The following is a 24,936-nucleotide window of genomic DNA, read 5'->3' as shown; positions in this document are numbered from 1 at the left end:
ATTTGCCGATTCCGAGGTCGGATTTACCGATTCCGAGGTCGGATTTGCCGTTTCCGAGGTCGGATTTGCCGATTCCGGGGTCGGATTTAGCGTTTCCGAGGTCGGATTTGGCAAATCCGAGTTCGGGTGCGAGGTGATTTCCAGGGGAGTTGGCGCTGCCCCGTGGCCCTTTGCTCAAGGGGCCGGGATCGGGCACTTAGAACACTCCAATATGGACTACCTAAAATTTGGCGGGACCTCACGTTGCATGCCCAGACCGGTTCTCAAGTGTCTCTGTTGCCAACAGTCCATGCAGATCGCCGAACGGATGATGCCTGCACGGAAACGGGCCCGTTGGAGCGAATCCCGGCGCAAAGCCGCGCCTCCCCCTCCCTGCTGCACCCCAGATCAGCCGAGGAGAGGCTGAGAGTCTATCCGGCAAAAGGTTCGACAGGTTGTAACGAGGTGAGGCGTCTGGCCATGATGCCGATGAAGGCGAGGTAAACAAAGGCTTCGTGATGGCGCGGGTTCTTCTCGTGATCCCGTGTGAGTCGGCGTTGCTTCACCAGCCAGCCAAAGCTGCGCTCGATGACCCAGCGGCGCGGCAGCACCACGAAGCCCTTCTGGTCTTCGAGCTTCTTGATGATCCCCAAGGCAAAACTCGCTCCGTGACCGAAGAGTTGTCCCATGCTCTGCACGAAGGTCTCCAGCTTCCCGGCATAGCCACCATCGGCAAAGATCATCAGCAGGCTCAGGAAGCCATGGCAAAACATGCACAACAGCAGCTTTGCGCCGTCACGATCTTGCACGTCGGCGGGCGTGACCACCACGCCCAGCAGCAGGCCGTTGGTGTCGGTGAGCGCGTGGCGCTTGCGTCCCCTGATCTTCTTGCCCGCGTCGTAACCGCAGGCTCACAGCCGGTAGCTGCCCGCCTTTGACGCTTTGGCTGTCGATGACAGCGGCGCTGGGCATGGCGTTTTTTTAGCATCAGGCGTGTCTGGGTGCGCAGGGCGTCGTTGAGCTTGGGCCACAAGCCCTGCTCGGTCCATTTACTCAAGGCGTCGTGAGCGGTGCTGCGGGGCGCGAGGTTCTTGGGGATCATCGACCACTGAGAGCCCGTTTTGAGCACATAGCGGATGGTGTCCAGACAGATTCGGGCGGAGTCGGGAGCTCGCAGCCTGCCTCGACAACGCTTCGCGCCAGCCGGGTAGATGATAGGCTTGATGAGTTCCCATTCCGCATCGCTGAGATCAGAATCGTAACCGGCTGGTTGATAGGGCTTGGCTGGCATCGCCCAACTTCCACTTTCAGCTTTTACTGGCTACAACTTTTTGCCGGATAGGCTCTGAGAGATTGGTGATCAAGAGCAAGAGCCAATCGGCGACCACCAGCGCAACACCCAGCACATAAGGCCGCACTGGAGCTAGAGCCGGGGTTATGCTGCTGCGTAGCCTCTGCGCTTTGGCTTCGCCGAGTTGACGCCGCTCATCGAGGCACAGCAGGGTTCAACGACTGGGGCATTTGCTGGCTCGCTTAGCCTCGCAGCAAGGCACCCTTTCATGTTCGGCCTTGGGTGGTTGTGGTGCCGGTCATGATGGTATAGTGGCTTGGTCAGGGCGAATGAACCTGGAAACGACGAACACCACCAAGACAGGTAGTGCAACAAGCACGCCCAATGCGAGAGCGAATGGCTGGACGATTTGACGCAAAGCATCTCCTGCAGCAAGGTTCTCCCTGTAGAATAAATAGTTGTCGTAAGTACTCACCGCTAGTGGCGGCAAGACTGCAACAAGCACTAAAGGAATCCGAAGGCGTCCGCCTATGAAGCTAAACACGAAGGTGGCGAGAATCGAACCAAGGATGAGTGCTCCTGCTGCCCCGAAGCCTGAATGAGAGTACAACAAGGTCGTCGCAATCCCCAATCCTGCGGCCAGTAGAATCGAGCAAATAAGCGCAACGTGCTTCTTCATGGTTTTACGGAACGCTGGTCAGTTGGGCGAACGCTTCGGATCAGGCGACGGAGAGGAGTGGACGTTGCTGACACGACAGATAGCCTTCGAGCCTTTACTGCATCCGTTTTGTTCGGCGTTGTGGTCATTTGTTGGTTGTGCCGGTGGAGAAGGCCTGTGCGTGTTGGCACTCGTCGCAAAGGCCCTCGGAGTCGAGCGTGAGTGGATGAAGGTGCGCAACTAAGTGGTCGCGGCCGAAGAAGCGCGGTGGCGCATCTGCACGGTAGCCAACACGCTGACAGGCAATGCACCGGACCATCCATTTGCGAGTTCGTGGGTCTCGCAAATACCAGTCGGGATCATGTGTCTCCGTCTTTGTTTGCGATGCCGCTTTCATTTGAGGGTTGAGTTAGTTGCGCCTTCTGTTGGCAATCGTTCTCGGGAAGCGCATAGCATCGCCGAACATCTCGGATCAGGCGACGGCGAGCGCAAGACGTTGCTCACACGACAGATAGCCTTCGAGCCATTGCCTGCATCCGTTTTGTTCGCCGTTGATTTCGTGGAAGGTGTTCATGGCGGAAGTCGACTGTAAGAGGGCGCGATCATACGCTACCCATGGTTTCGAGGTAGAACCAGTAGATGATAGCCGAAACCAAAAGCAACCCGACTGATCGAAGGAGGAAAATACCAGTTGGGCTGCTTATCCGCGTCGGCGAGTCGATCGCCACCCAACGAAGGCTGACAAAACTGCAAAGCACCACTACGGACGCCGGCGCAAACGAAGCAACCAATAGAATCCATGCAATACGACTCTCATCCCTCCCTGAAGGTGCCATGATCCAGACCAGCGCCGCTAACGGTAACAGTGTCCCATAGAAAATCATGACGCCTTGGAGCAGCGTTCGCATAGCTGCGACTGGAGAACGCATAGCGAGCATGACCGATGCAAGGATCGCGAGAAGCACCAAAAGACCGATAATCCATGGTGCAGCCAACATCACGAGCATTGAGGAACCAAACGCTGAGGCAACAAGTGGCATCCTAAATCGGGGCTGAGGGCATTGGACTCCGTTTCTTGGGCGAACGACTCGGATCAGGCGACGGCGAGCGCAAGACGTGGCTGACACGACAGATAGCCTTCGAGCTGTTGCCTACATCCGTTTTATTCGTCGTTTTGGTGGTGGGTCTGTCGTGTTGAGAAAAAGTCCGCAACTGTCCAATCACTTCCCGAACTCGTTGCTCGGTCGGTGCAATGACGATCACATGCCAGACTGAATGATCACCATCAGGAATGTAGGCCTCTGCTCGAAAACCAGTCTCTCGTCTCGTCAATCTCCATTCCGTTCGCTTGCTGCCGAATAGGGCACGGAATCGGGTCGTAGCTCTCTCGTCACCGCTACGAGGGTGTCCTCCATTGTATAGCGCAAGAGTAGCATCTGGGACAAAGGTGAAGGAGTGAACGGTGAAATCTGGTCCAAGGGTCGCAGAAGCATCCTTCACGCCTTGAAGTGTGAGGGCATAAATGGTCGTAGAGCCTGGCCATATCTTGAAGGTGTAGTCACATCCCACCCGTTGAGGCGTCACTTCACGCTCGCGTCGGTGATCCTCAAGCTGCGCACATCCCGCGAGCAGCCAAAATGAAAGAGCAGTAACGAGGAAGTGCTTCATGGGTGCGGCGAACGCCTCGGATCAGGCGGCGGCGAGCGCAAGACGTTGCTGACACGACCGATAGCCATACGAGCCGTTACTGTCATCCGTTTTGTTCTTGGGTTGTTCGTGTGCGGACTACTTCCATAAATCTATGTGTGCTTCTGTGCATATGGGACCGTCAACGGTATGCCACACAATTCTAAATGTGAATCCACCATGGTCGGACGAGAGATTGAAATCGTGCGGAAAGAGAAACCCGACCCGTCTCCGATTTGGGGGCAAATGCCGAGGTAAAACTTCACGACGCGCAACGGTGCCATCAGGCATTAGAACAGCACAAGTTATTGGCAATGCCAATGCCAGGCTCATCACGACGCTCTAAGTATATATAGGTTTCAGGACCGTTCCCAGAGTCCTCGTCGTCACGATACCATGCTCTGTAGATTCCTGTGGCAGCCTCGCTCTGACGACCAAACCACAACTCCTCAGCTGAGCAGCTCAAGCCAGCAAGAGTGGTCAGAGTAATGTTGCTGCTGCGAACTGCATCCAAGGCCCCTGACTGAAATCCTGACTCTGACAGCAAAAAACCCCTGTCCGCTCCGATGTCGGAAACAACCTGCTGCAGAGTCAATACACACTGCTTCGTAACCGCACGATTCCACCGCTTGCATTCGACGACCCACAGGCACTCGACAGCACTGGTCTTCGATCTAACCAGAACATCAATGTCATGAGTTGCTCTCACACCAGTCACGGTCTGATTCGTTTCGGCGGAATGACCCAACTGGCGGAAGTGTGTCGCTGTGGCTTCTTGGTAATCGTTCCAAGTCATGGCGGGTGGCGTATTGGGTTGGGCGAACGACTCGGATCAGGCGACGGCGAGCGCAAGACATTGCAGACACGACCGATAGCCATACGAGCCGTTACTGTGATCCGTTTTGTTCGCCCACTTGTGGTCCTCGGCTGTTGTTCATGGCTGCTTCTCCTTGGTCTTCTTCAGGGCTCCCTTGAGCTTTTCGGCAACTCCGTCAATGACTCCCTTCGTGGCCTCTTTGGCGGTGGACGCTGCTCCGTCGTGGATCTTCTCACCAAGGCCCTTCGCGTTTAGAAGCATCTTCTCGGTTAGAACATCGTCGTCGGTTCCAAACGTCTTGTCCGGGCCGGACGAGCTGACGAGCAGACGCTCTGAAAGACCTTCATCGCGATACTCGACCCGAATACGTTGTCCCCATGAATCGAGGTCGGAGACTGACTCGGGAGCAACTCGAACGTAGCGGCCACGATCAACTTGACGGTCAAGACGCTCGGCTACTTGGGATACCTTCTTGTCTGTGGCACGCTGGCTGGCGCATGATCGCCCCATAGTGAGCCATCCGACGATGAGCAGCAAAGTAAGGGCGATCGCGGTGATCCTGATTTCAATGAAAAGCTCTTTCATGGGGTGGCGATGGGCTCCGTTTCTTGGCCGAACAAATTAGATGGTAAACATTTCTGTCGGTTTGTCAGCAGCTTTATAGACGGCCAATGTGTGGGGACAGTACGGGGGCAAATGCTTCATGCTGTCGTTTTAGCCGCTGATCTCGGGATAGGCTCATCGAAGTGTCGGTTTCCATGCGCCATTCGGCTACTCGGGTGAAAAACGAACACTCAAGATGCCCGACGCGCCCAATTTCGGAAACGGGCTTTCCTGGCAGTGCTCAGCATGAAAAGTGTCGTGGTAGTTTTTAAATGCCCGCAGCGGCACGAGCGATCTTTTCACAGGACTGCACATCGAGCTTGCCGGAGCTGAGGATGGGGATTTCGGCGAGGCGGATCATTTTTTCGGGATCCACAGAGGAGGGACGCCTTTGTCGAGCAGCTTGTAGCGTAGATCCAGGATCTCCTGCTGCTCTGGACCACCGGGGATGCTGGTGAGCAGGATGAGGGCCTCTCCGCGCTCCAGATCTGGCACGCCGACGATGGCGATTTTTCGCTGGGCTTCGTTTTCGAGCCCCATGGATTTTACGAGGGCTTCTTCGACGGTTTCATGCGGCACCATTTCGCCCGCGATCTTGGAGAAGCGGCTGAGGCGGCCTTCGATGTAGAGGAAGCCATCTAGATCGACGCGGCCGATGTCGCCCGTGCGGAACCAGCCATCCTGGATGACATCGGCGGTGCGTTTTTCATCATTGAGGTAGCCTTCGAAGATGTTGGCCCCTTTGAACCAAATCATGCCGCTCTGGTGGATGGGCCGCGGTGCCCCGGTCTCTGGGTCTGTGATGCGGAGTGCGAGCCCGTGGAGCATCTGCCCGACGCTGCCCTGACGATGCGCTGGCAGCCAGACGTGGCCATCCGTGCCATTGCTGCTGGGCGGTGGGTCGATGAGATTGACGTTGGAGACGGGGGAGGTCTCGGTGAGGCCGTAGCCTTCGAGCACGGGTTTGCCGAATTTGGTCTGGAAGGCATCTGCGACGCTGGCAGGGAGCTTTTCTGCGCCGGTGACGATCATTTTCATGCTGGCGAGGATTCTGCGGGCACGCCGCGCAGGTAGCCGCGGAGGAAGGTGGGCGTGGCGACCATGAGGCTGACGCGGTGCTTTTCGATGAGCTCGGCGAGCTTCTTTGTCTCCAGCGGTGTCGGGTAGGTGACGAGGTGCAGGCCATAGATGATGGGATACCAAAGGGTGACGGTGCAGCCAAAGCTGTGAAAGAGTGGCAGACAGCCGAGGATGCTGTCGCTGTTGGACATATTGAGTCGATTGCCGAACTGGATGACATTGGCGATGAGGTTGCGATGCGTGAGGACGACGCCTTTGGGCTCGCCGGAGCTGCCGCTGGTGAAGAGCAGTGTGGCCTCCTGCCGCCCGCCTTTTTTCGGCACACCGAGGACGAGTGCGAGGAGGGATGCGGGCAGGAGCTTGGAAAGGACGAACCAAATGGCGGTGGAGGCCTTCATCTTGGGCATCACGCGCTCGATGAGGATGAGCTGCTTCGAGGGCGGCCATGGGAAGGACTGCATTTTCCGCACAAAGATATCGGCGGTGAGGAAGCGGTCGATTTCGGAGCGCTTGATGGCGCTCTCCACGGCGGCACGGCCGGCGGTGAAGTTGAGGTTCACGGGGATTTTCCCCGCGAAGAGCACCGCGAGATTGCAGATCAATCCGCCGAGGCCGGGGGGCAAGATGATGCCGACACGGCGCTGGGAGGTCTCTCGCTTCACCAAGCGGGAGAGCGCGATGGCTGCGGGCAAGATGCGATCAAAGCGCAGGGTGCGCTCGTCTTTGCCATCGACGACGAAGTTGGTGCTGGCGTGTTTTTTGAGCCCCAAAAGGGCTGCATAGGCTAGATGCATGTCTAACCCCGAGCATTGACCGAATGCCTGCTCTGAGAGGGCGAGGAGGCTCTGCTGATAGTTGGGCAGCGTGCAGTCTGTGCCTGTCAGCGCGGCACCGAAGGCGAAAATCGTTTCGTCTTCGCCGTAACGCCGCTCGACAGGCAGTGCGGCATCTGCCCGCTGCATGATGTAGAGTGGCACGACAGGGACGGAGACCTTTAGCAGATACTCCAGCCGTGCCCCCGGCACGGTGGTGAGCGGCGCAGGGAGTGTGGCGGCCTGTGCAGGCAGATAGATGACCACCGCACCGCGCTGGACATCCTCGGCCACGGCTTTCGCATACACCGCAGGCTCGGTGGTGTGCGTATCGACCACGAGAGCCGGCACGCCCTCCTTTTCCAAATGGGCCCGCAGCAGCGGATGCAGTGCAGCGCCTTTATCCATGAGGTAAACAATCTCTCGCCCAGGCAGCAAGGCCACGAGCCGCAGTAGATCAAAGTAACCTAGCTGCCCCGGTACGATGAAACAGCCCGCTGCCGGGAGATGCTCCTTTCCGAGAACGGTGAGATGTCTGAGGGATGCGGTCGGTGGAGTCTGTGACATGAGTAGGCGGTGGAAATACGATGGGGCAGACTAAAGCGGCGCTGCCGGGTGGGTTCAAGGTTGGATGAGGCAGGATCTTCAGCCTCAGAATTGGTATTTGCGCCTTTTCGTAGCTGGTGGCAGAGCAGGCGGCTCGACACACCCAGCTAGAACTCCTTCAACTCCTTCATCATGACCGATCTACTCCCTGCCCTCCAGTGGCGCTATGCCACCAAAGCCTTTGACCCAGCCAAAAAGATCCCCGCCGACACCTGGTCCAGGCTGGAGGAGTCCCTGGTGCTCACGCCATCGAGTTTCGGGCTTCAGCCGTGGAAATTCCTCATCGTCCAGGATCAGGAGCTGCGGGAAAAGCTGGTCGCCCACTCCTGGAATCAGCGCCAAGTCGCCGACTGCTCACACCTCGTGATCATGGCCGTGCGCAAGCAGCTCAGCCCACAGGACATCGATGCCTTTTTCACCCGGATGGTGGAGGTGCGTGGTGGCACGGCGGATGCCCTCATGGCTTACCGGAAGATGGTCGATGGAGCACACGCCCAGGGTTTCATGAGCACTGAGTGGGCGAAAAAGCAGGCCTACATCGCTCTCGGGCAGTTCATGACTGCCTGTGCCCTCCAGCGCATCGACACCTGCCCGATGGAGGGCTTTGTCGCGGCGAAGTATGACGAGACTCTCGGGCTGGAAGCTCAAGGACTCACCACCGCCGTGCTCTGCCCCGCAGGATACCGCAGTGCGGACGATCGCTATGCCGATCTACCGAAAGTGCGCTTCTCCACTGCGGATGTCATCGAGTATCGCTGATCCCACCGCTCATTTGCGGCGGCGGCGGCGATTCAGCATCAAAACAGAACTCAGCAGCAACATGGCGCTGCTGGGCTCTGGTACCGCTGTCACCACAAAATCCATGCTGTAGCTGATCGTCTGTGTGCCGCCGTAACCGAAGGTTTCGCTCAGGAGGAAGGTGTAATCGCCTGCTCCCAGGGGTGGGGTAAATCCCAGCCCGCCATTGACTGGTCCTGCATCGAGCAGCGCCATCATGTCGATGGTGGAGCCTGACCACGTCCAGTAGGCATTGCTGAGGTTATTTGTGGTGTTGAAAATATCGTCGATCGTCGATGAGCCTGAAAAAGCGATGTAGTGATTTGTCGCGGGTGTCCCGGCACTGTAGGCCACTAGATTGATCTGATTGACCTCATAGCCGGAGGCTAAAGTGAAAGTCCACATATCCATATCTAGGGCACTACCATCCCAGCCCATCTCGCCTTCGATCATGTTGGAGCCGAGTGTGAAATTGATGAAGGTCGGTGCCGTGCCAACATCTGACAGATCGCCACTCACGGCCTCATCCCAGTTCGCCCCCAGCAGGGTGCGACCAGGCAGCACCCAGAAAGCGGTCAGTAAGATAATTGTGAGGAATCGCCCCATTTTGTATAGTAAATATGAAATAAGTATAAAATATTGTCAATACACCTCTTTACGCGGAGCAAGCTCTCCCCCGCTTTTTCAGACCTTCCCAGCCTCCCAGCCCGAAAATTTCTGCTCTGGCAGATAAAACCGTGCATTTTCATGCTCAGATGGTCAAAGTCGGCCCTTATCACCCATGAAATTGATGCTCCGCCTCTCCCTCGCTGCCTGCCTCTGTCTGCCTCTTTCCTCCTGCCTTTATCTGCGCACCACCAGCCAGACCTATGAGGCCACCCAGGCCGCTCCAGAAGTCGGTGGGGCCCGATTCCGGGCAGAATTCATCCCACGGGGCTCCAATGCCCCCTTCTCCTTTTCTGCGATGGCGATCGGTGGGGCTGCGGTGACGGAAAATGGCCCCTACCAGCTCCGACTGCATGCTTTCGGCCAGGAGGGCCGCCATCAGTGGTTCCGCGTCACCCGCTTCGTCCTCAGTGTGCCGGGGCGAATGACCGCCCCGATGGAAAAACGTGGTTTTGATGGGCAAAGCACCTTTGCCCCAACCACCAACAAAGGCATCAGCCGCGCCTCGCTCGTCTTTGGCACGAACATCAACATCAACAATGAGCACAAAGACAAAGAAGTGCTCATCGACGCCGATGTCGAAGTCATGCGCAGTGGCCGCCTCGTGCGCGGCACCCTGAGCATCCCCATGAAAATGGCCAAAGCCTCCCGCAATGAGAATTTCCTCCTGCCCGTGGAGATTGTGAAGAGCTTCAAATCCGAGTCTCTCGATGATCTGCCACCCGCCATGCCCCCTCCGCCCGAATCAGCGGATGTGATCAAGAACTGATCACACCGAGATCGACTGCGCTAGGCCAAAACTCAGTACACGTCACGGCGGTAGCGCTTCGCATCCTTCATGGCCTGCACATAGGCAGCAGCCTCTTCGGCGGTTTTGCTACCTTGTTGCTCGATGATGGTGTGCAGTGCCTTATCGACATCATGGGCCATGCGTGAGGCATCGCCACAGACATAGAGGATGGCTCCCCGCTCCAGCCATTGCCAGATCTCGGCGGCATTTTCGAGCATTCGGTGCTGCACATAGATTTTTTCCGCCTGATCGCGGCTCCATGCGGTACTCAGCTTCGTAAGCGTGCCATCGGCCAGATAGGCCTGGAATTCATCTTTGTAGAAGAAGCAGCTCTTTTCACTCACCTCGCCGAAAAAGAGCCATGCCTGGCCCTTGGCGGCGGTGGCCTTGCGTTCTTCGAGAAAGGCCCGGAAGGGCGCGATGCCCGTGCCGGGGCCGCACATGATGATCGGCGTCTCCTCCTGCGGCTCTGGCAGGCGGAAGCCCTTGCCGTGGTTCACGAAGCACGGGATCAGCGTCACGCCAGGGGTGACTCTCTCTGCTAAGAAGCTGGAGCATACGCCGCTACGAGCCCGGCCGTGGCTGGTGTAGCGCACGGTGGCCACGGTGAGGTGAACTTCATCTGGATGGGCTTTTTGGCTGCTGCTGATGGAGTAAAGGCGGATGTTCAGCTTCTTCTGCGTAGCCATGAACTCCTCTGGCGTGAATTTCGCCGTCGGATTCTCCAAGAGCAGGTCGATGACAAAGCGGCCCCAGAGGTAGTTTTTGAGTTCCTCTTTTTTCTCCGGCAGTGAAAGCTCCGCCAGGGGTGTGGCACCGCCGGTTTTTTCCACGATGGCCTTGATGAGCTTGTTATCCACTTCGGTGATGAGTGTGGCCTCGGTCAGCGCCTGACGGATCGGCACTTCGGCACCGCTTTTCGGATGCTTCACGATCTCTTCACCGCTGAAGCCGAGAGCGGCGAGCGTGTCCGCAACGAGCTGGGGATCATTCGTGGGCTGTACCGCGAGAGAGTCACCCGGTGTGTATTCTAGGCCACTGCCCGCGAGATTGATCTCATAATGCGCTGTATGCTTCGGTGCCTCAGGCCCACTGAGGTCATACATGCGTTTCACTTTGGCGATGCAGGGGTTCTTGACGTTATAAACCGGCTTTCCGGCCTCAGGAGTGCTCATGGTAGTGGTTGGAAGAGTGTTGGCGCTGGGACGGCGCGGAGGCTAGACCGTGTTTCTCCACTGGCAAGAGGCTTGCAGTAGCCAAAATGGCATCTCGCATCAGCTTTTCGCCGCCTCACGAGCCTGCTTATGCGGGCAGATGCCGGCACGCGCTAGCTCATCGCAATGCGCCTCGATCCGCATGCTGCTGAGTTGGGGATTAAATCCCAGTCGGCGTGAGATGCAGTCATGCAGCAGGGCGATGTGCTCGTCCTCGAACTCCACCACACGATCACAGTCCAGGCAGATGAGGTGATTATGCAGCGGCTTATCGAGAAAGTTCGGGTCGTAGTACTTCTGATCACGCCCTAGATCGACTTCACGCAGCACTCCGCACTCGGTCATGAGTGTGATGGTGCGGTAAACTGTAGCCCGCGACACCGTGCGGTCGATTTTCCGCACCTTTTCGAGCAATTCGTCCGCGTTGAAGTGATCGTCGGTAGCAAAAGCTGCCTCGACGATGACATCCCGCTGCTTTGTCCGCCGCTGCCCCTGCTGGGCCAGGTAGGCGTCCAGGCGTTCTTTGACTCGTGAATCCATGTTGAAGAGCCAGAGGTTAGGCGGGGTTGAATGCCGTGGCAAGAGCATAGGCTCACGGGCATGAAGTCAGGTCCACGATGCGTTCACGCATTGGCTGCACTCCGCAGGAAAAAAGCATTGCCATATCGGCGCTGCTTTGCTGGAATCCGCCGCCTTTTATCCTGAAAGCCCTCGCCACCTCCTGCATCTCCTACTTATGAGCCATCCCGCCTCCGGCAAAGCCGACATGAAACTCTTCTGGGCCTGCTTCATCGCCCTAGTCGCCACGTCCTTCATCTTCGGTGTCCGCGCCAATACCATCGGCGAGCTGCAGGACAGCTTTAACCTCTCCGAGCAGCAAAAGGGCAACATCAATGGCGCAGGCATGTGGCCCTTTGCCATCTCGATCATCTTTTTCAGTCTGGTCATCGACTACATCGGCTACAAAACGGTCGCCTGCTTTGCCATCGCCTGCCACACGGTCTCTCTAGCTCTCACATTGCGTGCATCGGGCTATGAGGACTTTTATTGGAGCACGCTGCTCGTCGCAGTGGCCAATGGCACCGTGGAGTCCTTTATCAATCCAGTGGTGGCCACCGTCTTTAGCAAAGAGAAGTCCAAGTGGCTCAACATCCTGCATGCAGGCTGGCCAGCAGGTTTGGCACTGGGGGCTCTCTTCTGCGGGCTACTGCCGGATACGAAGCTGTTTTTCGGAGCCGTATGGCAGTTCCGCTTCGCGCTGTGCTTCATCCCAGTCATTATTTATGCGCTGCTGATTCTGCCCCGCTCCTTCCCAGTCAATGAGCGTGTGGCCTCTGGCGTGAGCTACCGCGACATGCTGCGTGAGGTGGGCGGCATCGGCTTCTTCATCATGGGCACGTTGTCCTACTTCGCCCTGGTGCAGATGATGGGCAAAGAGGCCACCCTGAGCACCTCGCTGATCGTGGGTGCCGTGATCGGCATCGCCGCTGGCATTTACACTGGATCGCTTGGCAACTGGCTCTTCCTCATCGTGCTCTTCACCATCGGGCCGCTGGCCACCACGGAGCTGGGCACCGATGGATGGATGCCTGAGCTGCTGAAACTCAGTGGTCCCGACTTCCCGAACTTCGCGACGTGGATCTTCGTCTATGTTTCGGTGATCATGACGGTGCTGCGGTTTTACGCGGGACCGATTGTGCATCGTTTTTCCCCCATCGGTCTGCTGGTCATCAGCGCGGTGATCGCCATCGCGGGACTGCTGTATCTCTCCAATGCCACAGGCTGGGCGATTCTGGCCGCGTCCACGGTGTATGCCTTTGGAAAGACCTTCCTGTGGTCCACCACCCTGGGGATGACCTCGGAGCAATTCCCGAAAGGCGGTGCCTTGACGCTCAATGGCGTCTCTGCCGTCGGCGTGCTCTTTCTCGGCGTCCTCGGCAGTCCCTACATCGGCTACAAGCAAGATGGCGATCTGGAAAAGCGCCTCAACAACACCGAGCACGCCGCTCTTTACAGCGCCGTGAAAGGCGAGCCCAAGCCGAGCATGTTCGGCCCTAGCCCCACACTGGATCAGGCCAAAATCAAGGCTCTACCCGAGGCGCAGGCCAAGGAACTCGAAACGGTGCAAGCCGCCAGCAAGCGCAGTGTCTTCATCACCATCGCCATGCTGCCCACCTTCATGCTGGTTTGCTACATCGGCCTCTGGCTCTATTTCCGCTCCAAAGGCGGCTACAAGCCCGTGGACATCGCCTCAGCGCATTGATGGCTATTCCCCACTCTTGGGGTCAAACGCGTCCCGCAGACCATCGCCGAGGTAATTCAGCGCCAGCAGGCTCAGCGACATGCAAAGCGCCGGAAACAACAGCAGCCACCACTTGCTGTCGATGGGATTGATGACCTGTGCTCCATCCTTAAGCAGGCTGCCCCAGCTCGCGGCAGGATCTTCGATCCCCAGCCCTAAAAAGCTCAGGAAGGACTCATCGAGAATCACCGCCGGAATCGTCAGTGTGAGGTAGGTGAGGATGAGCGTGCTCAGATTCGGCAATAGATGCCGCCACAGCACACCCCAGCTCCCCTGCCCCATCGCACGCGCCGCTGTGACGAAGGTCATCTCCCGCAGCACCAGCACCTGACCACGCACGATGCGGGCCATGGTGAGCCACTCCACCAGTCCCAGAGACAGCACCATCACCAGCATGCGACTGTAAGGAATGAGATCGCTCATCAGAGACTCCAGGCTGCCCCAGCCGCTTTCCTGCGCAGTGAGCCGCGCGGCATCCAGCCAGCCTTTCACATGATCATCCAGCGCCGCGATCAGGATCATTATGAAAAGAATTCGCGGCACACTGTAAAGTACCTCCACCACACGCATCATCAGCCCATCCACTTTGCCGCCCGCATAGCCACTGATCATGCCGTAGAGCGTGCCGATCACCAGACTGATAAAGGCACCCGCCAGCCCGATCCCCAGCGACACACGCGCACCACCCAGCAGCCGATAAAACAAATCCTGCCCATTCAAATCCGTGCCCAAAAGGTGCATTCCCGTCAGCGGTGGCAGAAATTGCCCATCGCTCGTCGTCTTCAACTCTGCGGGCAATAACAGCGGCACCACCACCGCCACGAGTGCTAGCAGCAGCAGTGCATAGAGCGAAAAAAGCGCCGCGCGATTCCTACTCAGCAGCGCCCAGCTGTTCGGCCGGGAAATCATCGCAGGTCTGGCTGTGGCTTCAGGCATGGAGTTGGATGCGTTTGTCCAGCAGCGTGTAGAGCACGTCCACGATGAGGTTAAAGACGATCAGCATGATGCACAGCACGATCACTGCGCCGCCCAACAGAAAGGCATCACGATTCTGGATGGAATTCACAAACAGACTGCCCGCGCCGCTGATGTTGAAAACACTCTCAATGACCATCGAGCCCGTGAGCAAATTCGCCGCCAGTGGCCCCAGGAAGGTGATCACCGGCAAAATGGCAATTTTTGCCGCATGGCGAGCGACGACGGCCGTTTCACCCAGGCCCTTAGCCCGTGCTGTGCGCAGAAAATCACTACGCAGCACATCCAGCAGCGAATTGCGCATCAGCCGCGCCACATACGCAATATACGGCCCCGCGAGGCAAACCGACGGCAGGATCATCTGCTGCACCGTGCCCCATCCACCCACAGGCAGCCATCCCAGCCATAAAGCGAACACCGCGATCAAAAACGGCCCCGTGATGAATGTCGGCACCGAAATGGCCAAAATCGCCACCAGCATCGCCGCACGGTCCCAGGCCGAATCCTTCCGCATCGCAGCCACACTGCCCAGCAGCACCCCCAGCGTGCTCGCCAGCAAAAACGCCACCGAACCGATCGCGATGGAGTTCGGCAACTTTTGCGCCAGCAGCTCGGAAACACGCCAATTGCGGTACTTGGTCGAAAAACCCAGATCTAACTGCGCCAGACGGCCCAAATAAGCCGTATACTGCTCCCACAGCGTGCCATCGAGCCGATACTGGCGCATGAGCTGCTCCTTCACCTCCGCCGGTTGCTCCTTCTCGCGATCAAAGGGGCCGCCTTTGGTGATGCGCATCAGCAAAAACGTCAGCGACACGACGCAGAACACCACAACGATGCTGCTCAGGGTGCGGCGGAGGAGGAATAAAAACATGCGACGATCTAGCCCGGAATCAGGCCCCACATCATGCCCTGCCCCCCTGCGCAACGCAAACGTCCAAGGCAGAATGACCACCACCCATGTTTTCGCAGCTCATCACCACTCCGCTTTGCGGCTTGAAACCACCCACGCCTTGCGCCAAGTGCGCCGCCCTATGTCCGCCGAACGCAAGACCCTCGAAGAACGTGCCCAGATGTCTGATATTGACCGTCTGCGCCACTCCTGTGCCCATGTGATGGCCACCGCCATCCTGCGCCTGTGGCCGAACGCCCAGTTCGCCTACGGCCCGCCCGTGGAGAATGGCTTCTACTACGACTTCGACCTCCCTGACCACCGCATCACGCCAGATGACTTTGAGAAGATCGAGGCCGAGATGAAAAAGATCGCCAAAGACAATCAGAAGTTCGAGTGGAAAGGCGTCACGCGTGAAGAAGCCATCGCGATGGCAAAAAGCGGTCGCCTCGGCGGCCTCAGCGAGCGTCCAGGCAATCCGAGCACCTTCAAACTCGACCTATTGGAAAAAATTCCCGAAGGCGAGCAGATCAGCACCTTCACCAATGGCGAGTTCATCGACCTCTGCGCCGGACCGCACGTCGGCTACACCTCGAAGTGCAAGAACGTGAAGCTCATGTCGGTCAGCTCCTCGTTCTACATGGGCGACGAGACGAAGCCGCAGCTCCAGCGCCTCTACGGCACCGCTTTCGCCTCGAAGGAAGAACTCGAAGCGCACCTCGTGCAGCTCGAAGAGGCCAAAAAACGCGACCACCGCAAGCTGGGCCGCGAATTGAAGCTCTTCCACATCGACGAAGACGTGGGCCAGGGCCTCATCCTCTGGACGCCCAATGGTGCCGTGCTGCGCCAGGAACTGCAAAACTTCATCAGCGAGGAATTGCGCAAGCAGGGCTACTCGCAGGTCTTCACGCCGCACATCGGCAAAACGGTGCTCTACAAGACCAGCGGCCACTTCCCCTATTACAAAGACAGCCAGTTCAGCCCGGTCATCGAGAACGACGACCTCGTCAAGGTCATCAAAGAAGGCTGCGGCTGCTGCGAGGTGATGGAACGCCTCGGCGCCGTCTCCGCGAAACTGCGCAGCCAGCTCAACGAGCGTGTCGGCACCGAAGTCGTCCCGGAAGACCGCGTGTTGCCCGACGACAAGCTGCTCGATGGCTTCCTGCTGAAACCGATGAACTGCCCGCACCACATCAAGATCTTCGACAGCCAGCCGCGCAGCTACCGCGACCTGCCCGTGCGCCTGGCCGAATTCGGCACCGTGTATCGCTGGGAGCAAAGTGGCGAGCTCAACGGCATGACCCGCGTCCGCGGCTTCACGCAGGACGACGCGCACCTCTTCTGCACCGAGGAACAAGTCGCCGCTGAGGTGCTCGGCTGCCTCTCGCTCGTCAAAATCGTGCTCAACACCCTCGGCATGCACGACTACCGCGTCCGCGTCGGCCTTCGCGATCCCGACAGCAGCAAGTTCACCGGCGATCCCGCCAAGTGGGACGCGGCTGAAGACGCCTGCCGCAAAGCCGCCGCCACCCTCGGCGTGCCCTTCACTGAAGAACCCGGCGAAGCCGCCTTCTACGGCCCGAAGATCGACTTCGTCATCAAGGACGTCATCGGTCGCGAATGGCAGCTCGGCACCGTGCAGGTCGATTACGTCCTGCCCGTGCGCTTTGACCTCAGCTACATCGGCCCCGACAACAAGCCGCACCGTCCCGTCATGATCCACCGTGCGCCGTTTGGCAGCATGGAGCGCTTCTGCGGCGTGCTCATCGAGCACTTCGCCGGTCACTTCCCCGCCTGGCTCGCCCCCGAGCAGGTCCGCGTGCTCACCATCAGCGAAAAGAGCGACGAATTCGCCAGCGAAGCTCTCAACCAACTCAAAGCCGCCGGACTCCGCGTCACGCTCGACAACGCCGCCGATAAAATCGGTGCCAAGATCCGCAACGCCCAGCTCGACAAGATCCCCTACATGCTCGTCATCGGCGAAAAAGAAGCCGCAGCGCAAAGTGTGGCCGTCCGCCACGCGAAACGCGGTGATCTCGGTGTGAAGCCGCTCGCGGACTTCGTGAACGAGATCACGGCGGAGGTGAAGGAGCGCAGGCTTTGATGCCATTGAGGTGATTCTGAAACCTAGAAGCGCCCACCCGGCATCTTTCAAAATGACTGACTGCCGAGACAGTTACCCTGACAAGGACTACCCTTGGAATTTCTACTTCAACAGCGTTCTCATGCCCAAGTGGGGAAGCAGTTGGTTTTTACAAAGGCACATGTTCCAGAGTGAGGACGAGTGGCGTGAAGACTTCTTGGAAGATGTGAGTTATTGAGACGTCGGTTTGGAGCTTTGCAAAAAAACTCCATGTCGGCGTTGTGAGGAACAAGGATTCAGGCGTCTTCTGCTATGCTACAGGAGATACGCTAGCTCCATCTGGAGCACAGAAATGAATTTCGTTGGACTTCACGGCAGCCAGTTGGGTAAGTTTTGTGCCAATGTCGTCTCCCTCCCCCTCCCTGCGCTCTAGCTTATCCATCTGGCTAGAGGCACTCCTGACCTCGCCCCTTTGCTCTAGCGCCTTCCTTCTTTTCATCGGCAGGCCATCCTATGAGAGCAATGATGACATGGGCATGGACATGATCGCGGCTGGTGTGTGGTCCTCTGCTGAGCCTTCCGCGCTGCTCCTTTTCATTCATCCACTTTATGGTGAGGTTCTCAGTCGCCTCTACCGTTTATGGCCGGATGTAGGCTGGCATGGCGTGGTGCTGCTCACGCTCACCGCGCTGGCACTGACATCCCTGCATGCGGCGGTGCTGCGGGTGCGACGCTCAGGGATGCTGCGCCTGTTTTTGATCCTGCTCGTGGCGACGGCGACGGGGCTTTGCATGACGAATGTGCAGTTTACTCTCGTCGCTGGGCTCTGTTTCACGGCGGGGACGGTCTTGGGGCTCTCACAGGTCCTCCAACCGGCTACGGATGGCCGCATACGCCTTTTTGAGCGTGGCGTGACTCTGGTGATGCTGCTCATCGGGGCGATGCTGCGTCTCGACAGTGCTCTGATGGTCGCAGTGCTTTCTCTGCCACTCTGGGGCGGCGTTTTTTACCTGAGCAGCATCGCGTGGCGGCGGATGGCCCCTGCCCTCCTCACGCTGGCAGCCGTGCTGGCTCTGGTACGGCTTTCAGCAGGGCTGTACTATGGTGATGCGGGCTGGCAGCGGTGGCAGACGCTGAACACCGCAAAATCTGAAATCATCGACACCCAACGCGTCGTCTGGAATGAGGTCACAGCGCCCGTTTTTGCCCGCCATGGCATCACACGGAACGATTATGACATGCTGGCTAGCTGGCAGTATCTGGACTCCCAGCGCATCGTGCCCGAAAAACTCGCCACTGCCGTCCAGGAGGCGCTGACGCTGCCAGGAGCAGGTGCGGATGGGGCAAAGAGTAGTCAGAGCATGCTCGCGGATCTTTTGACCAAAATCAGCAAGACCATCCAGCTCCATGCGCTGTTTTGGGCTTTACCCGCTAGCTTACTCCTGCTGCATGCGTGGGGTTGGCGGCGCTTCGGCGTGATCGCGTGTGTTTGGGGAAGTGTCTTTCTACTCCTGCTGTATCTCGATGGCATCGTGAATCGCCTCCCGCTGCGAGTCATGGCCGTGGGCATTCTTTTTGCCAACTGGAGCACGCTGCTGCTCCTGTGCCTCCCAGCCAGTGCGGATGAGTATCCTCTCGATGACCGAAAAAGACGGCTCCTGGGCCTGCTCGGTCTCGCTTTACTGATCTATCCATTGCAGACCTTTCACCTGTATTGCGTGGCCTGGACGGGTTTCGCTGAGAAAAATGCCACTGGCATCGAACAGCGCCTAGCCGCCTGGCGGCGCCACCTCCCGCCAGATGCCGTTCTCTACAATGTCGGCGGGGCCATCGCTGTCGATAGCCTCTCCCCGTTGCGTCCCATCCACTCGCTCCCCCTCGCCGATGCGAAAGTCATCTCCCTCGGCTGGCTGAATCAGTCCCCGCACTTGCATCGCTACCTCACCTCCATCGGACTCGACGCGGAGGCCCCCTATCTTGCCATCGCACGCCAGCCGCATGTCTATTTCGTCCAGCAGCCCAAAGAGGCGGAATTTTATCAATACGCCACCGCCCTCCGGCAATACTACCGAGAGCAGCATGAACTCGATTTTCTCCTGGAAAAAGACCCGCAGCTCCCCGGCCTTTTTAAGATGAAGTTCCAGCCCTACAAGCCCGCCCAGCCATAAGGAGGACCGCCGCCCAGCCGCTTCAACGGGCAAGAAACGCTCATCGTATAGGCCCGAGCGGTCAAGAACTGCCCCAGAGCCAGCCAGCGACAGCCTTCCGCATTGACCCGCAGCACTTATATCCAATGATCTCCCATCATCTTATGAAAAAGCGCACCACCCTCACCCTCCTCCTCGCCACTGCGGCCACCACCCTATTGGCGCAGACCACAACTCAGCCACCACGGCACGAGTCTCTCAAGCAAGAGCTACGCCTCGCCAGCGAGAGGGGCCTACGCTACCTCCTTGGCAAACAAAATCCCCAGACAGGTCAATGGGGAGAGGCCGAGCCCGTCGCCCAAACCGGCCTCGCCGTCGCCAGCTTCATGCTCGACCCGAACCGCAAACCTGGCGATCCCGTGCCCGCCCATGTCGAAAAAGCCTGCGCCTACCTCATCAGCAACGCCAAACCAGACGGCAGCATCTGCATCAAAGCCCGCGCCACCTACAACACCGCTATCGCCCTCACGGCCCTGCTGCTGAACCCGAAGCTTGAAAACGAGCAAATCATGCTCAAAGCACGCCGCTACCTGGTCAGCCGCCAGCTCGATCTCGATGAAAAAGGCAAAAACGACGCCCCCACCGACGGCGGCATCGGCTACGGCGAAGAAAAGGCCACCCACGCCGACCTTTCCAACACCACCTTCGCCCTCGAAGCCCTCTACTACGCGCAGACTCTCTTCGCCGACAAGCCAGAGAAGGCCGCTGGTGAGCCCCAGCTCAATTTCGCCGCCGCGATCGACTTCATCCAGCGCTGTCAAAACCGCCCCGAAAGCAATAAATCCGCCTGGGTCAGCAAAGACCCCGCTGACGCTGGCGGCTTCATCTACAACCCAACCGAAACCCGTGGTGCCAAAGTGGAAAACCCCGATGGCACCGTCTCACTCCGCAGCTACGGCAGCATCAGCTATGCGGGCCTGCTCAGCTTCATCTACGCCGGACTCGACAAGAATGATCCCCGCGTCAAAGCCGTGCTCGAATGGCTCCAGAAAAACTACACTGTCGAGGAAAATCCCGGCCTCGGAGCCCAGGGCCTCTACTATTACTACCACACCATGAGCAAAGCCCTCTCCATCGCCGGAGTGGACTTCATCAAGACCAAAGACGGCAAACTCATCGACTGGCGGGCCGACATCGCCCAAAAGCTCCTCAACCTCCAAAAAGGCGACGGCTCCTGGATCAATGACCAAGGCCGCTGGATGGAAAGCGACTCCGTCCTCACCACCAGCTACATCCTCATGGCCCTCGGACGCATCCATCAGACGTTGTAACGAATCGCCATACACTCCGAAACGGAGGTGGTCAGGAAACACTGACAGAAGTCACTTCGTGCCAAAACCACGCTAGCCTGCTCCGCTCAGAGCTTGGCAGCGAAGAAATGCGTGTTTTTTACAGGCCCAGCTTGAATGCGGGCGATTTCTCCTTCATCGCGGAGTAGATTTGCGCCCCATGCTTTTCACGATTCATCGTTTCCTATGACCGACTCCGACATCCAATCTGCCATCCATGACATGGGCCGCCGTGCCCGCGCAGCCTCTCGTGGACTCGTCAATCTGAGCAGCGACCAAAAAAACACGATTCTGTGTGCCATGGCCGATGAGATCATGGCACGCCAAGAGGCCATCTTAGCTGCCAATGCGCTCGATTTGGCCCGAGCCCGAGAAAATGGCCTCTCCGCCGCGATGATTGACCGTCTCACACTCGATGCGAAGCGACTCAAAGGCATCGCCGAGGCTGTGCGTGAGGTCGCCGCGCTACCTGACCCTGTAGGCGAGCAACTAAGCGAGTGGACGCGCCCCAATGGGCTGCACATTCGCAAAGTGCGCGTGCCCATCGGCGTGATCGGCATCATTTTCGAGTCCAGGCCGAATGTGACGACGGATGCAGCATCCCTGTGCTTCAAAACTGGCAATGCGACGATCCTACGCGGTGGCTCAGAGGCGATTGATAGCAACCGAGCCCTCGCAGCAGCCCTCCAAGCCGGTGGTGAGCGTGCCGGCCTGCCACCGGATAGCATTCAGCTCATTCCATTTACCGACCGGGCCAGCGTGGAGCACATGGCACGGATGGACCAGTTTATTGACCTCATCATCCCACGCGGTGGGAAGGGGCTGATCGAAAAAGTCGTCTCCACGGCCCGCATGCCCGTCATCAAGCACTACGACGGCGTCTGCCATGTGTATGTGCATGAAGACGCGGATGTGGAGATGGCCGTGCGCATCATCGAAAACGCGAAATGTCAGAAACCCGGCGTCTGCAATGCACTGGAGACCATTTTGGTGCACCGCACTATCGCCGCGAAATTTTATCCACAGGCTGGAAAGCGGCTAGCAGAGGCCAAAGTGGAGCTGCGTGGCGATGCGGAGGCGCTAGCACATCTCGGCGTGCCTGCCAAAGCTGCGACAGAGGAGGATTGGAGCACGGAATACCTCGACCTCATCCTCTCTGCGAAAACAGTGTCCGGTTTGGAAGATGCTATCGCTCACATCAATCAATACGGCTCTCACCACACGGACAGCATCATCACGCGTGATGCACAGGCCGCCGCACGCTTCCAACATGAAGTGGACAGTGCTGTGGTGCTGCACAACGCGAGCACTCGTTTCAACGACGGCGGCGAGTTCGGCTTCGGGGCCGAAATCGGCATTTCCACGGATAAATTGCACGCTCGTGGCCCGATGGGGTTGGCAGAGCTTTGCAGCTATAAATATCTCGTGAACGGCGACGGCCAGATCCGCAGCTAAACATGAAAAAAGGCCGCCAGACCACGGCGATCGCCGTGGACTACGAACCGGAAATCCGTGCGATTTATGCCGAAATCGAGCGCCGTGCCCTACCGCGTGATTGCGCGATGCGCACGGGTTGTTGCCAGTTCCGCATCACAGGCCGCACGCCAATGCTGACACGCGGCGAGGCTCTATTTTTGGCCAAAGGAGTGCGGGCGAGTGGTCGCACACGAGTCAAACCGCATGCGGATGGTGCCTGCCCGCTACTGGGCCAGGATGGCCGCTGCACGGTGTATGCGCATCGCCCATTTGGCTGCCGCACACACTTCTGTGAGGCGGCTGGCGGCATGTATCCGCGTAAACACGTCGCAGACCTCATTCAGCGTCTGGAGGCTCTGGATGAAAAGCTGCGCGGTGATGGCCCACGGCCCATCGAGGGTGCTTTGGACTCTGCACTGGCTGGAATGTGAGCACTTTTACTCCAGCCACAAGCGGCCCGCTTTGCGCCGCAAGTGATGCCCGCCGGGTAGATTAATCTTCGCGGGACCACCAGGGGCAAGCATGTGCATCGCACGCTGGATTTCATCAAATCCGATGCCTGAAAGTCGTAGAGAATCACGCATCCAGATGGCGAGGAGGCGGGAGAGCAGCGCTGGATCGAGCGTGGAGAGCCGCCGCAGGTCGTGCAGGCCATCTGGACGCTGAAAAGTGGCCAATTCAGCGCTGGCGAGGCGATTGAGGCATGCTTCGTCCTGCGCCGCGAGACTGCCCAGGCGATTGAGCAACGGAGCGACCTCACGCCCCGCCACGTCCGAGAGCAACGGCAAAGCCTCATGACGAAGGCGATTCCGGCGGTACTCGGCAGAGTCATTGCTGCTGTCATCACGCCATTTCAGGCGGTGAGAAGCCAAATAGGCATCGATCTGAGCCCGCGTGGTGAGCAAAAGCGGTCGTAGCAAAAGGAGTCCATCCTCCAGCACGGTGGAGAGGCGCATGCCGCCGAGTCCATCGAGCCCACACCCCCGTAGGACATTGCCCAGAATGGTCTCCGCCTGGTCATCGGCATGGTGAGCGAGCAAAACAGCCTGTGTGCCGTGTTTTCGGCTCATTCGGCGAAAAAAGGCGTGTCGGGCCTCACGGGCGGCGGTTTCGAGCGAGAGCTTTTTCCGCTTCGCGAGCCCTTTGACGTTGGTTTTGGCGATTTCGCATGGAAGGGCCATTTTTCGGGCCAGCTCACGCACGAACTCGGCATCGGCATCAGACTCCGCACCGCGCAAATGATGATTCAGATGGCAAAGAATGAGCTCACGGCATCCAGCAGCGAGCAGGAGGTGCAGGAGTGCCACGGAATCACGCCCGCCGGAGAGTCCGAGCAGGGCTTTTCCGTGCGGCAGGCACGCAAGCATGGGTGATTTGAATTTCATTTGAGATTGAGCCGACATTTCGTTTGACGCTTCGGCGCGGCAAACGCTAAATAGAGGCGTTCGCAGGTCGCACGGCCAACCGAGCAATTGGAGAGATGGCTGAGTGGTCGAAAGCACATCTTTGCTAAAGATGCGTAGCCTTAACAGCTACCGAGGGTTCGAATCCCTCTCTCTCCGCCACCTCCCTCTGAAGAGGGAAAATCAGGCAAAAGCCTGGATGAAGCAGACTTCGAGGGCGAGGCCTTCATTCACGTTCGTGTGGAGATGGCTGTCGAGCTGGCGCAGAGTCTGAATGCGGCGAGTGACCTCTCCGGGCGACCAGCGCTGGCCAAGCGTAGCGGTAGCTTTCTGATTCAGCGGGAGGTCCAGGTGCTCGGCCCCGGCTTGCTGCCGTGCTACATCGCCAAACCAGGACAAGAGCAGATCCATGAGAGCCGTGCGGTGCTGGAGGTAGTCGGCCTCGATGGCGGCCTCCACTTGTTCCTCACGCTGACGGAGCCAAACGCCGTCAGTGGTTTTGCCATAATGTTCCTGATCGCGCTCAAATCCGGCTTCGTGGCGCTTTTTGATGTCCTCATGGAGTTCTTCCAAAATGGTCTCGAACTCTGTCTTCACGGCCAAAGCTCCTGAAAGTGAGCCAGTGGAGCGTGCGGTCATTTTTTCGAGTACGATGAGGAGCTTTCGCTCGTGCTCGGAGAACTGGCGAGCTCCCGGCGGCGGCATGAGAGCGATTTCGATGACGCGGGACTGAATGGTCGGAAGGAGCTGCTGGGGCTGGGTGCTGAGGAGCAGCAACAGGGTGCGCGGCGGCGGCTCTTCGAGGGTCTTCAGGAAGGCATTCTGCGCCTGGACGTTCATGCGCTCGGCATCGACGATGACGCCGAGCTTCCAACCATCAGCGGCAGCTACTTGGCGGATGCGTTTTTCCAAAAAGCGGATCGTGCCTGGATCGTCACCGTCATCCCCGATGGTGATGCGGCGTGATTTACTCTGAGGACGGAGGATGACAGCCCCCCTGCCCTCCCAGGAATCGAGGCTGCCGCTTTTTACCCCCGTAAGCATATCGAGCACCCCAGCGGCAAAAAACTCAAGGCGTGCCTCTTTCGGACCACTGATGAGGTAGGCATGCCCCAGACGACCATTGTCACGGGCTCTTGCGAGGAGGCTGAGGGCATGTTCGGCTTTAAAAGGCACGCGGTGAAGTGAGTAGGGTGAAATAAGCGCGAAACAGCGCTCAGTGGCCTGTCCTACTCCTCATCCTGGCCTGTGCAACCCTGCGCCAGGTGGATTCATGGAAGAATGAAGAGATAAGAGGAGAAAAAATGTTGGACAGAAGGCCAGCCATCCC

23 protein-coding genes and 1 tRNA gene are annotated in these 24,936 nt (G+C 58.4%); 9 read left to right on the top strand and 15 right to left on the bottom strand.

Annotated features, from left to right (window positions below):
- Positions 1-410: 410 nt before the first annotated feature.
- From IPK32_18335 to IPK32_18300, 8 genes are all read right to left on the bottom strand, one after another.
- On the bottom strand, positions 411-806 hold the full coding sequence (locus IPK32_18335) for a transposase (GenBank protein ID MBK8093875.1): 396 nt from the start codon (positions 804-806) through the stop codon (positions 411-413).
- Positions 731-1,270, bottom strand: a complete 540-nt coding sequence (locus tag IPK32_18330; GenBank protein MBK8093874.1) for a transposase — start codon at positions 1,268-1,270, stop codon at positions 731-733. Before IPK32_18330 ends, IPK32_18335 begins: the two co-directional genes overlap by 76 nt.
- A 298-nt stretch (positions 1,271-1,568) precedes the next feature.
- Positions 1,569-1,949: a hypothetical protein gene (locus IPK32_18325; protein MBK8093873.1), complete on the bottom strand. Its 381-nt coding sequence runs from the start codon at positions 1,947-1,949 to the stop codon at positions 1,569-1,571.
- Positions 1,950-2,530: 581 nt separating this feature from the next.
- Complete coding sequence (locus IPK32_18320) at positions 2,531-2,929, bottom strand: hypothetical protein (protein ID MBK8093872.1); 399 nt, start codon at positions 2,927-2,929, stop codon at positions 2,531-2,533.
- Positions 2,930-3,897: 968 nt separating this feature from the next.
- Positions 3,898-4,410, bottom strand: coding sequence for a restriction endonuclease (locus tag IPK32_18315; protein ID MBK8093871.1), 513 nt, complete (start codon positions 4,408-4,410; stop codon positions 3,898-3,900).
- Between the two features lie 138 nt (positions 4,411-4,548).
- Positions 4,549-5,016 carry a hypothetical protein gene (locus tag IPK32_18310; protein MBK8093870.1) on the bottom strand — a complete coding sequence of 156 codons (468 nt, stop codon included), beginning with the start codon at positions 5,014-5,016 and terminating at the stop codon, positions 4,549-4,551.
- A gap of 375 nt (positions 5,017-5,391) precedes the next feature.
- Positions 5,392-6,072 (bottom strand): AMP-binding protein, encoded by a 681-nt coding sequence (locus IPK32_18305; GenBank protein MBK8093869.1) that lies wholly within the window; start codon positions 6,070-6,072, stop codon positions 5,392-5,394.
- Positions 6,069-7,493: an AMP-binding protein gene (locus tag IPK32_18300; GenBank protein ID MBK8093868.1), complete on the bottom strand. Its 1,425-nt coding sequence runs from the start codon at positions 7,491-7,493 to the stop codon at positions 6,069-6,071. Before IPK32_18300 ends, IPK32_18305 begins: the two co-directional genes overlap by 4 nt.
- Before the next feature lie 171 nt (positions 7,494-7,664).
- Between IPK32_18300 and IPK32_18295 the strand changes: the two genes are divergently transcribed.
- Positions 7,665-8,291, top strand: coding sequence for an NAD(P)H-dependent oxidoreductase (locus IPK32_18295; protein MBK8093867.1), 627 nt, complete (start codon positions 7,665-7,667; stop codon positions 8,289-8,291).
- Positions 8,292-8,300: 9 nt separating this feature from the next.
- Here IPK32_18295 and IPK32_18290 read toward each other — a convergent pair whose 3' ends face one another.
- Complete coding sequence (locus IPK32_18290; protein MBK8093866.1) at positions 8,301-8,915, bottom strand: PEP-CTERM sorting domain-containing protein; 615 nt, start codon at positions 8,913-8,915, stop codon at positions 8,301-8,303.
- Between the two features lie 184 nt (positions 8,916-9,099).
- Between IPK32_18290 and IPK32_18285 the strand changes: the two genes are divergently transcribed.
- A complete protein-coding gene (locus IPK32_18285; GenBank protein ID MBK8093865.1) occupies positions 9,100-9,744 on the top strand; it encodes a hypothetical protein in 645 nt (214 codons plus the stop codon).
- Between the two features lie 32 nt (positions 9,745-9,776).
- Here the strand turns inward: IPK32_18285 and IPK32_18280 are convergent, their stop codons facing one another.
- Positions 9,777-10,940 (bottom strand): hypothetical protein, encoded by a 1,164-nt coding sequence (locus IPK32_18280; GenBank protein ID MBK8093864.1) that lies wholly within the window; start codon positions 10,938-10,940, stop codon positions 9,777-9,779.
- A gap of 99 nt (positions 10,941-11,039) precedes the next feature.
- A complete protein-coding gene (locus IPK32_18275) occupies positions 11,040-11,519 on the bottom strand; it encodes a transcriptional repressor (GenBank protein MBK8093863.1) in 480 nt (159 codons plus the stop codon).
- Positions 11,520-11,715: 196 nt separating this feature from the next.
- Here IPK32_18275 and IPK32_18270 point away from each other — a divergent pair, with 196 nt between their 5' ends.
- Positions 11,716-13,242, top strand: a complete 1,527-nt coding sequence (locus IPK32_18270; GenBank protein MBK8093862.1) for an MFS transporter — start codon at positions 11,716-11,718, stop codon at positions 13,240-13,242.
- A 3-nt stretch (positions 13,243-13,245) separates the two neighbouring features.
- On the opposite strand, the gene IPK32_18265 is transcribed toward IPK32_18270, so the two are convergent.
- On the bottom strand, positions 13,246-14,217 hold the full coding sequence (locus IPK32_18265; protein MBK8093861.1) for an ABC transporter permease: 972 nt from the start codon (positions 14,215-14,217) through the stop codon (positions 13,246-13,248).
- Positions 14,210-15,130, bottom strand: coding sequence for an ABC transporter permease (locus tag IPK32_18260; GenBank protein ID MBK8093860.1), 921 nt, complete (start codon positions 15,128-15,130; stop codon positions 14,210-14,212). The genes IPK32_18265 and IPK32_18260 overlap by 8 nt, the downstream gene beginning before the upstream one ends.
- Positions 15,131-15,203: 73 nt before the next feature.
- Between IPK32_18260 and IPK32_18255 the strand changes: the two genes are divergently transcribed.
- From IPK32_18255 to IPK32_18235, 5 genes are all read left to right on the top strand, one after another.
- Positions 15,204-17,252: a threonine--tRNA ligase gene (locus IPK32_18255; protein MBK8093859.1), complete on the top strand. Its 2,049-nt coding sequence runs from the start codon at positions 15,204-15,206 to the stop codon at positions 17,250-17,252.
- A 380-nt stretch (positions 17,253-17,632) separates the two neighbouring features.
- Positions 17,633-19,399 carry a hypothetical protein gene (locus IPK32_18250; GenBank protein MBK8093858.1) on the top strand — a complete coding sequence of 589 codons (1,767 nt, stop codon included), beginning with the start codon at positions 17,633-17,635 and terminating at the stop codon, positions 19,397-19,399.
- A 143-nt stretch (positions 19,400-19,542) separates the two neighbouring features.
- Positions 19,543-20,709, top strand: coding sequence for a terpene cyclase/mutase family protein (locus IPK32_18245; protein MBK8093857.1), 1,167 nt, complete (start codon positions 19,543-19,545; stop codon positions 20,707-20,709).
- A gap of 204 nt (positions 20,710-20,913) precedes the next feature.
- Positions 20,914-22,182 carry a glutamate-5-semialdehyde dehydrogenase gene (locus IPK32_18240; protein MBK8093856.1) on the top strand — a complete coding sequence of 423 codons (1,269 nt, stop codon included), beginning with the start codon at positions 20,914-20,916 and terminating at the stop codon, positions 22,180-22,182.
- Between the two features lie 2 nt (positions 22,183-22,184).
- A complete protein-coding gene (locus IPK32_18235; protein MBK8093855.1) occupies positions 22,185-22,634 on the top strand; it encodes a YkgJ family cysteine cluster protein in 450 nt (149 codons plus the stop codon).
- A gap of 6 nt (positions 22,635-22,640) precedes the next feature.
- On the opposite strand, the gene tilS is transcribed toward IPK32_18235, so the two are convergent.
- Positions 22,641-23,570, bottom strand: coding sequence for a tRNA lysidine(34) synthetase TilS (tilS, locus tag IPK32_18230; protein MBK8093854.1), 930 nt, complete (start codon positions 23,568-23,570; stop codon positions 22,641-22,643).
- 107 nt (positions 23,571-23,677) lie between these two features.
- On the opposite strand from tilS, the gene IPK32_18225 reads away from it, so the two are divergent.
- A tRNA-Ser gene (locus tag IPK32_18225) sits at positions 23,678-23,768 on the top strand.
- 21 nt (positions 23,769-23,789) lie between these two features.
- On the opposite strand, the gene IPK32_18220 is transcribed toward IPK32_18225, so the two are convergent.
- Positions 23,790-24,782 carry a hypothetical protein gene (locus tag IPK32_18220; GenBank protein ID MBK8093853.1) on the bottom strand — a complete coding sequence of 331 codons (993 nt, stop codon included), beginning with the start codon at positions 24,780-24,782 and terminating at the stop codon, positions 23,790-23,792.
- Between the last annotated feature and the right edge of the window lie 154 nt (positions 24,783-24,936).

The sequence above is a fragment of the Verrucomicrobiaceae bacterium genome (assembly GCA_016713035.1).
GTDB lineage: Bacteria > Verrucomicrobiota > Verrucomicrobiia > Verrucomicrobiales > Verrucomicrobiaceae > Prosthecobacter.
Note: the sequence above shows the minus strand (reverse complement) of the source record. Positions and strands in the feature narration are given on the sequence as shown.

Bases quoted from the DNA above. Each gene is read 5' to 3' on its own strand.
- IPK32_18330 (MBK8093874.1), bottom strand. From the start codon at position 1,270: ATGCCAGCCAAGCCCTATCAACCAGCCGGTTACGATTCTGATCTCAGC.
- IPK32_18325 (MBK8093873.1), bottom strand. From the start codon at position 1,949: ATGAAGAAGCACGTTGCGCTTATTTGCTCGATTCTACTGGCCGCAGGA.
- IPK32_18315 (MBK8093871.1), bottom strand. From the start codon at position 4,410: ATGACTTGGAACGATTACCAAGAAGCCACAGCGACACACTTCCGCCAG.
- IPK32_18310 (MBK8093870.1), bottom strand. From the start codon at position 5,016: ATGAAAGAGCTTTTCATTGAAATCAGGATCACCGCGATCGCCCTTACT.
- IPK32_18305 (MBK8093869.1), bottom strand. From the start codon at position 6,072: ATGAAAATGATCGTCACCGGCGCAGAAAAGCTCCCTGCCAGCGTCGCA.
- IPK32_18300 (MBK8093868.1), bottom strand. From the start codon at position 7,493: ATGTCACAGACTCCACCGACCGCATCCCTCAGACATCTCACCGTTCTC.
- IPK32_18295 (MBK8093867.1), top strand. From the start codon at position 7,665: ATGACCGATCTACTCCCTGCCCTCCAGTGGCGCTATGCCACCAAAGCC.
- IPK32_18290 (MBK8093866.1), bottom strand. From the start codon at position 8,915: ATGGGGCGATTCCTCACAATTATCTTACTGACCGCTTTCTGGGTGCTG.
- IPK32_18285 (MBK8093865.1), top strand. From the start codon at position 9,100: ATGCTCCGCCTCTCCCTCGCTGCCTGCCTCTGTCTGCCTCTTTCCTCC.
- IPK32_18280 (MBK8093864.1), bottom strand. From the start codon at position 10,940: ATGAGCACTCCTGAGGCCGGAAAGCCGGTTTATAACGTCAAGAACCCC.
- IPK32_18275 (MBK8093863.1), bottom strand. From the start codon at position 11,519: ATGGATTCACGAGTCAAAGAACGCCTGGACGCCTACCTGGCCCAGCAG.
- IPK32_18270 (MBK8093862.1), top strand. From the start codon at position 11,716: ATGAGCCATCCCGCCTCCGGCAAAGCCGACATGAAACTCTTCTGGGCC.
- IPK32_18265 (MBK8093861.1), bottom strand. From the start codon at position 14,217: ATGCCTGAAGCCACAGCCAGACCTGCGATGATTTCCCGGCCGAACAGC.
- IPK32_18260 (MBK8093860.1), bottom strand. From the start codon at position 15,130: ATGTTTTTATTCCTCCTCCGCCGCACCCTGAGCAGCATCGTTGTGGTG.
- IPK32_18255 (MBK8093859.1), top strand. From the start codon at position 15,204: ATGACCACCACCCATGTTTTCGCAGCTCATCACCACTCCGCTTTGCGG.
- IPK32_18250 (MBK8093858.1), top strand. From the start codon at position 17,633: ATGTCGTCTCCCTCCCCCTCCCTGCGCTCTAGCTTATCCATCTGGCTA.
- IPK32_18245 (MBK8093857.1), top strand. From the start codon at position 19,543: ATGAAAAAGCGCACCACCCTCACCCTCCTCCTCGCCACTGCGGCCACC.
- IPK32_18240 (MBK8093856.1), top strand. From the start codon at position 20,914: ATGACCGACTCCGACATCCAATCTGCCATCCATGACATGGGCCGCCGT.
- IPK32_18235 (MBK8093855.1), top strand. From the start codon at position 22,185: ATGAAAAAAGGCCGCCAGACCACGGCGATCGCCGTGGACTACGAACCG.
- tilS (MBK8093854.1), bottom strand. From the start codon at position 23,570: ATGCTTGCGTGCCTGCCGCACGGAAAAGCCCTGCTCGGACTCTCCGGC.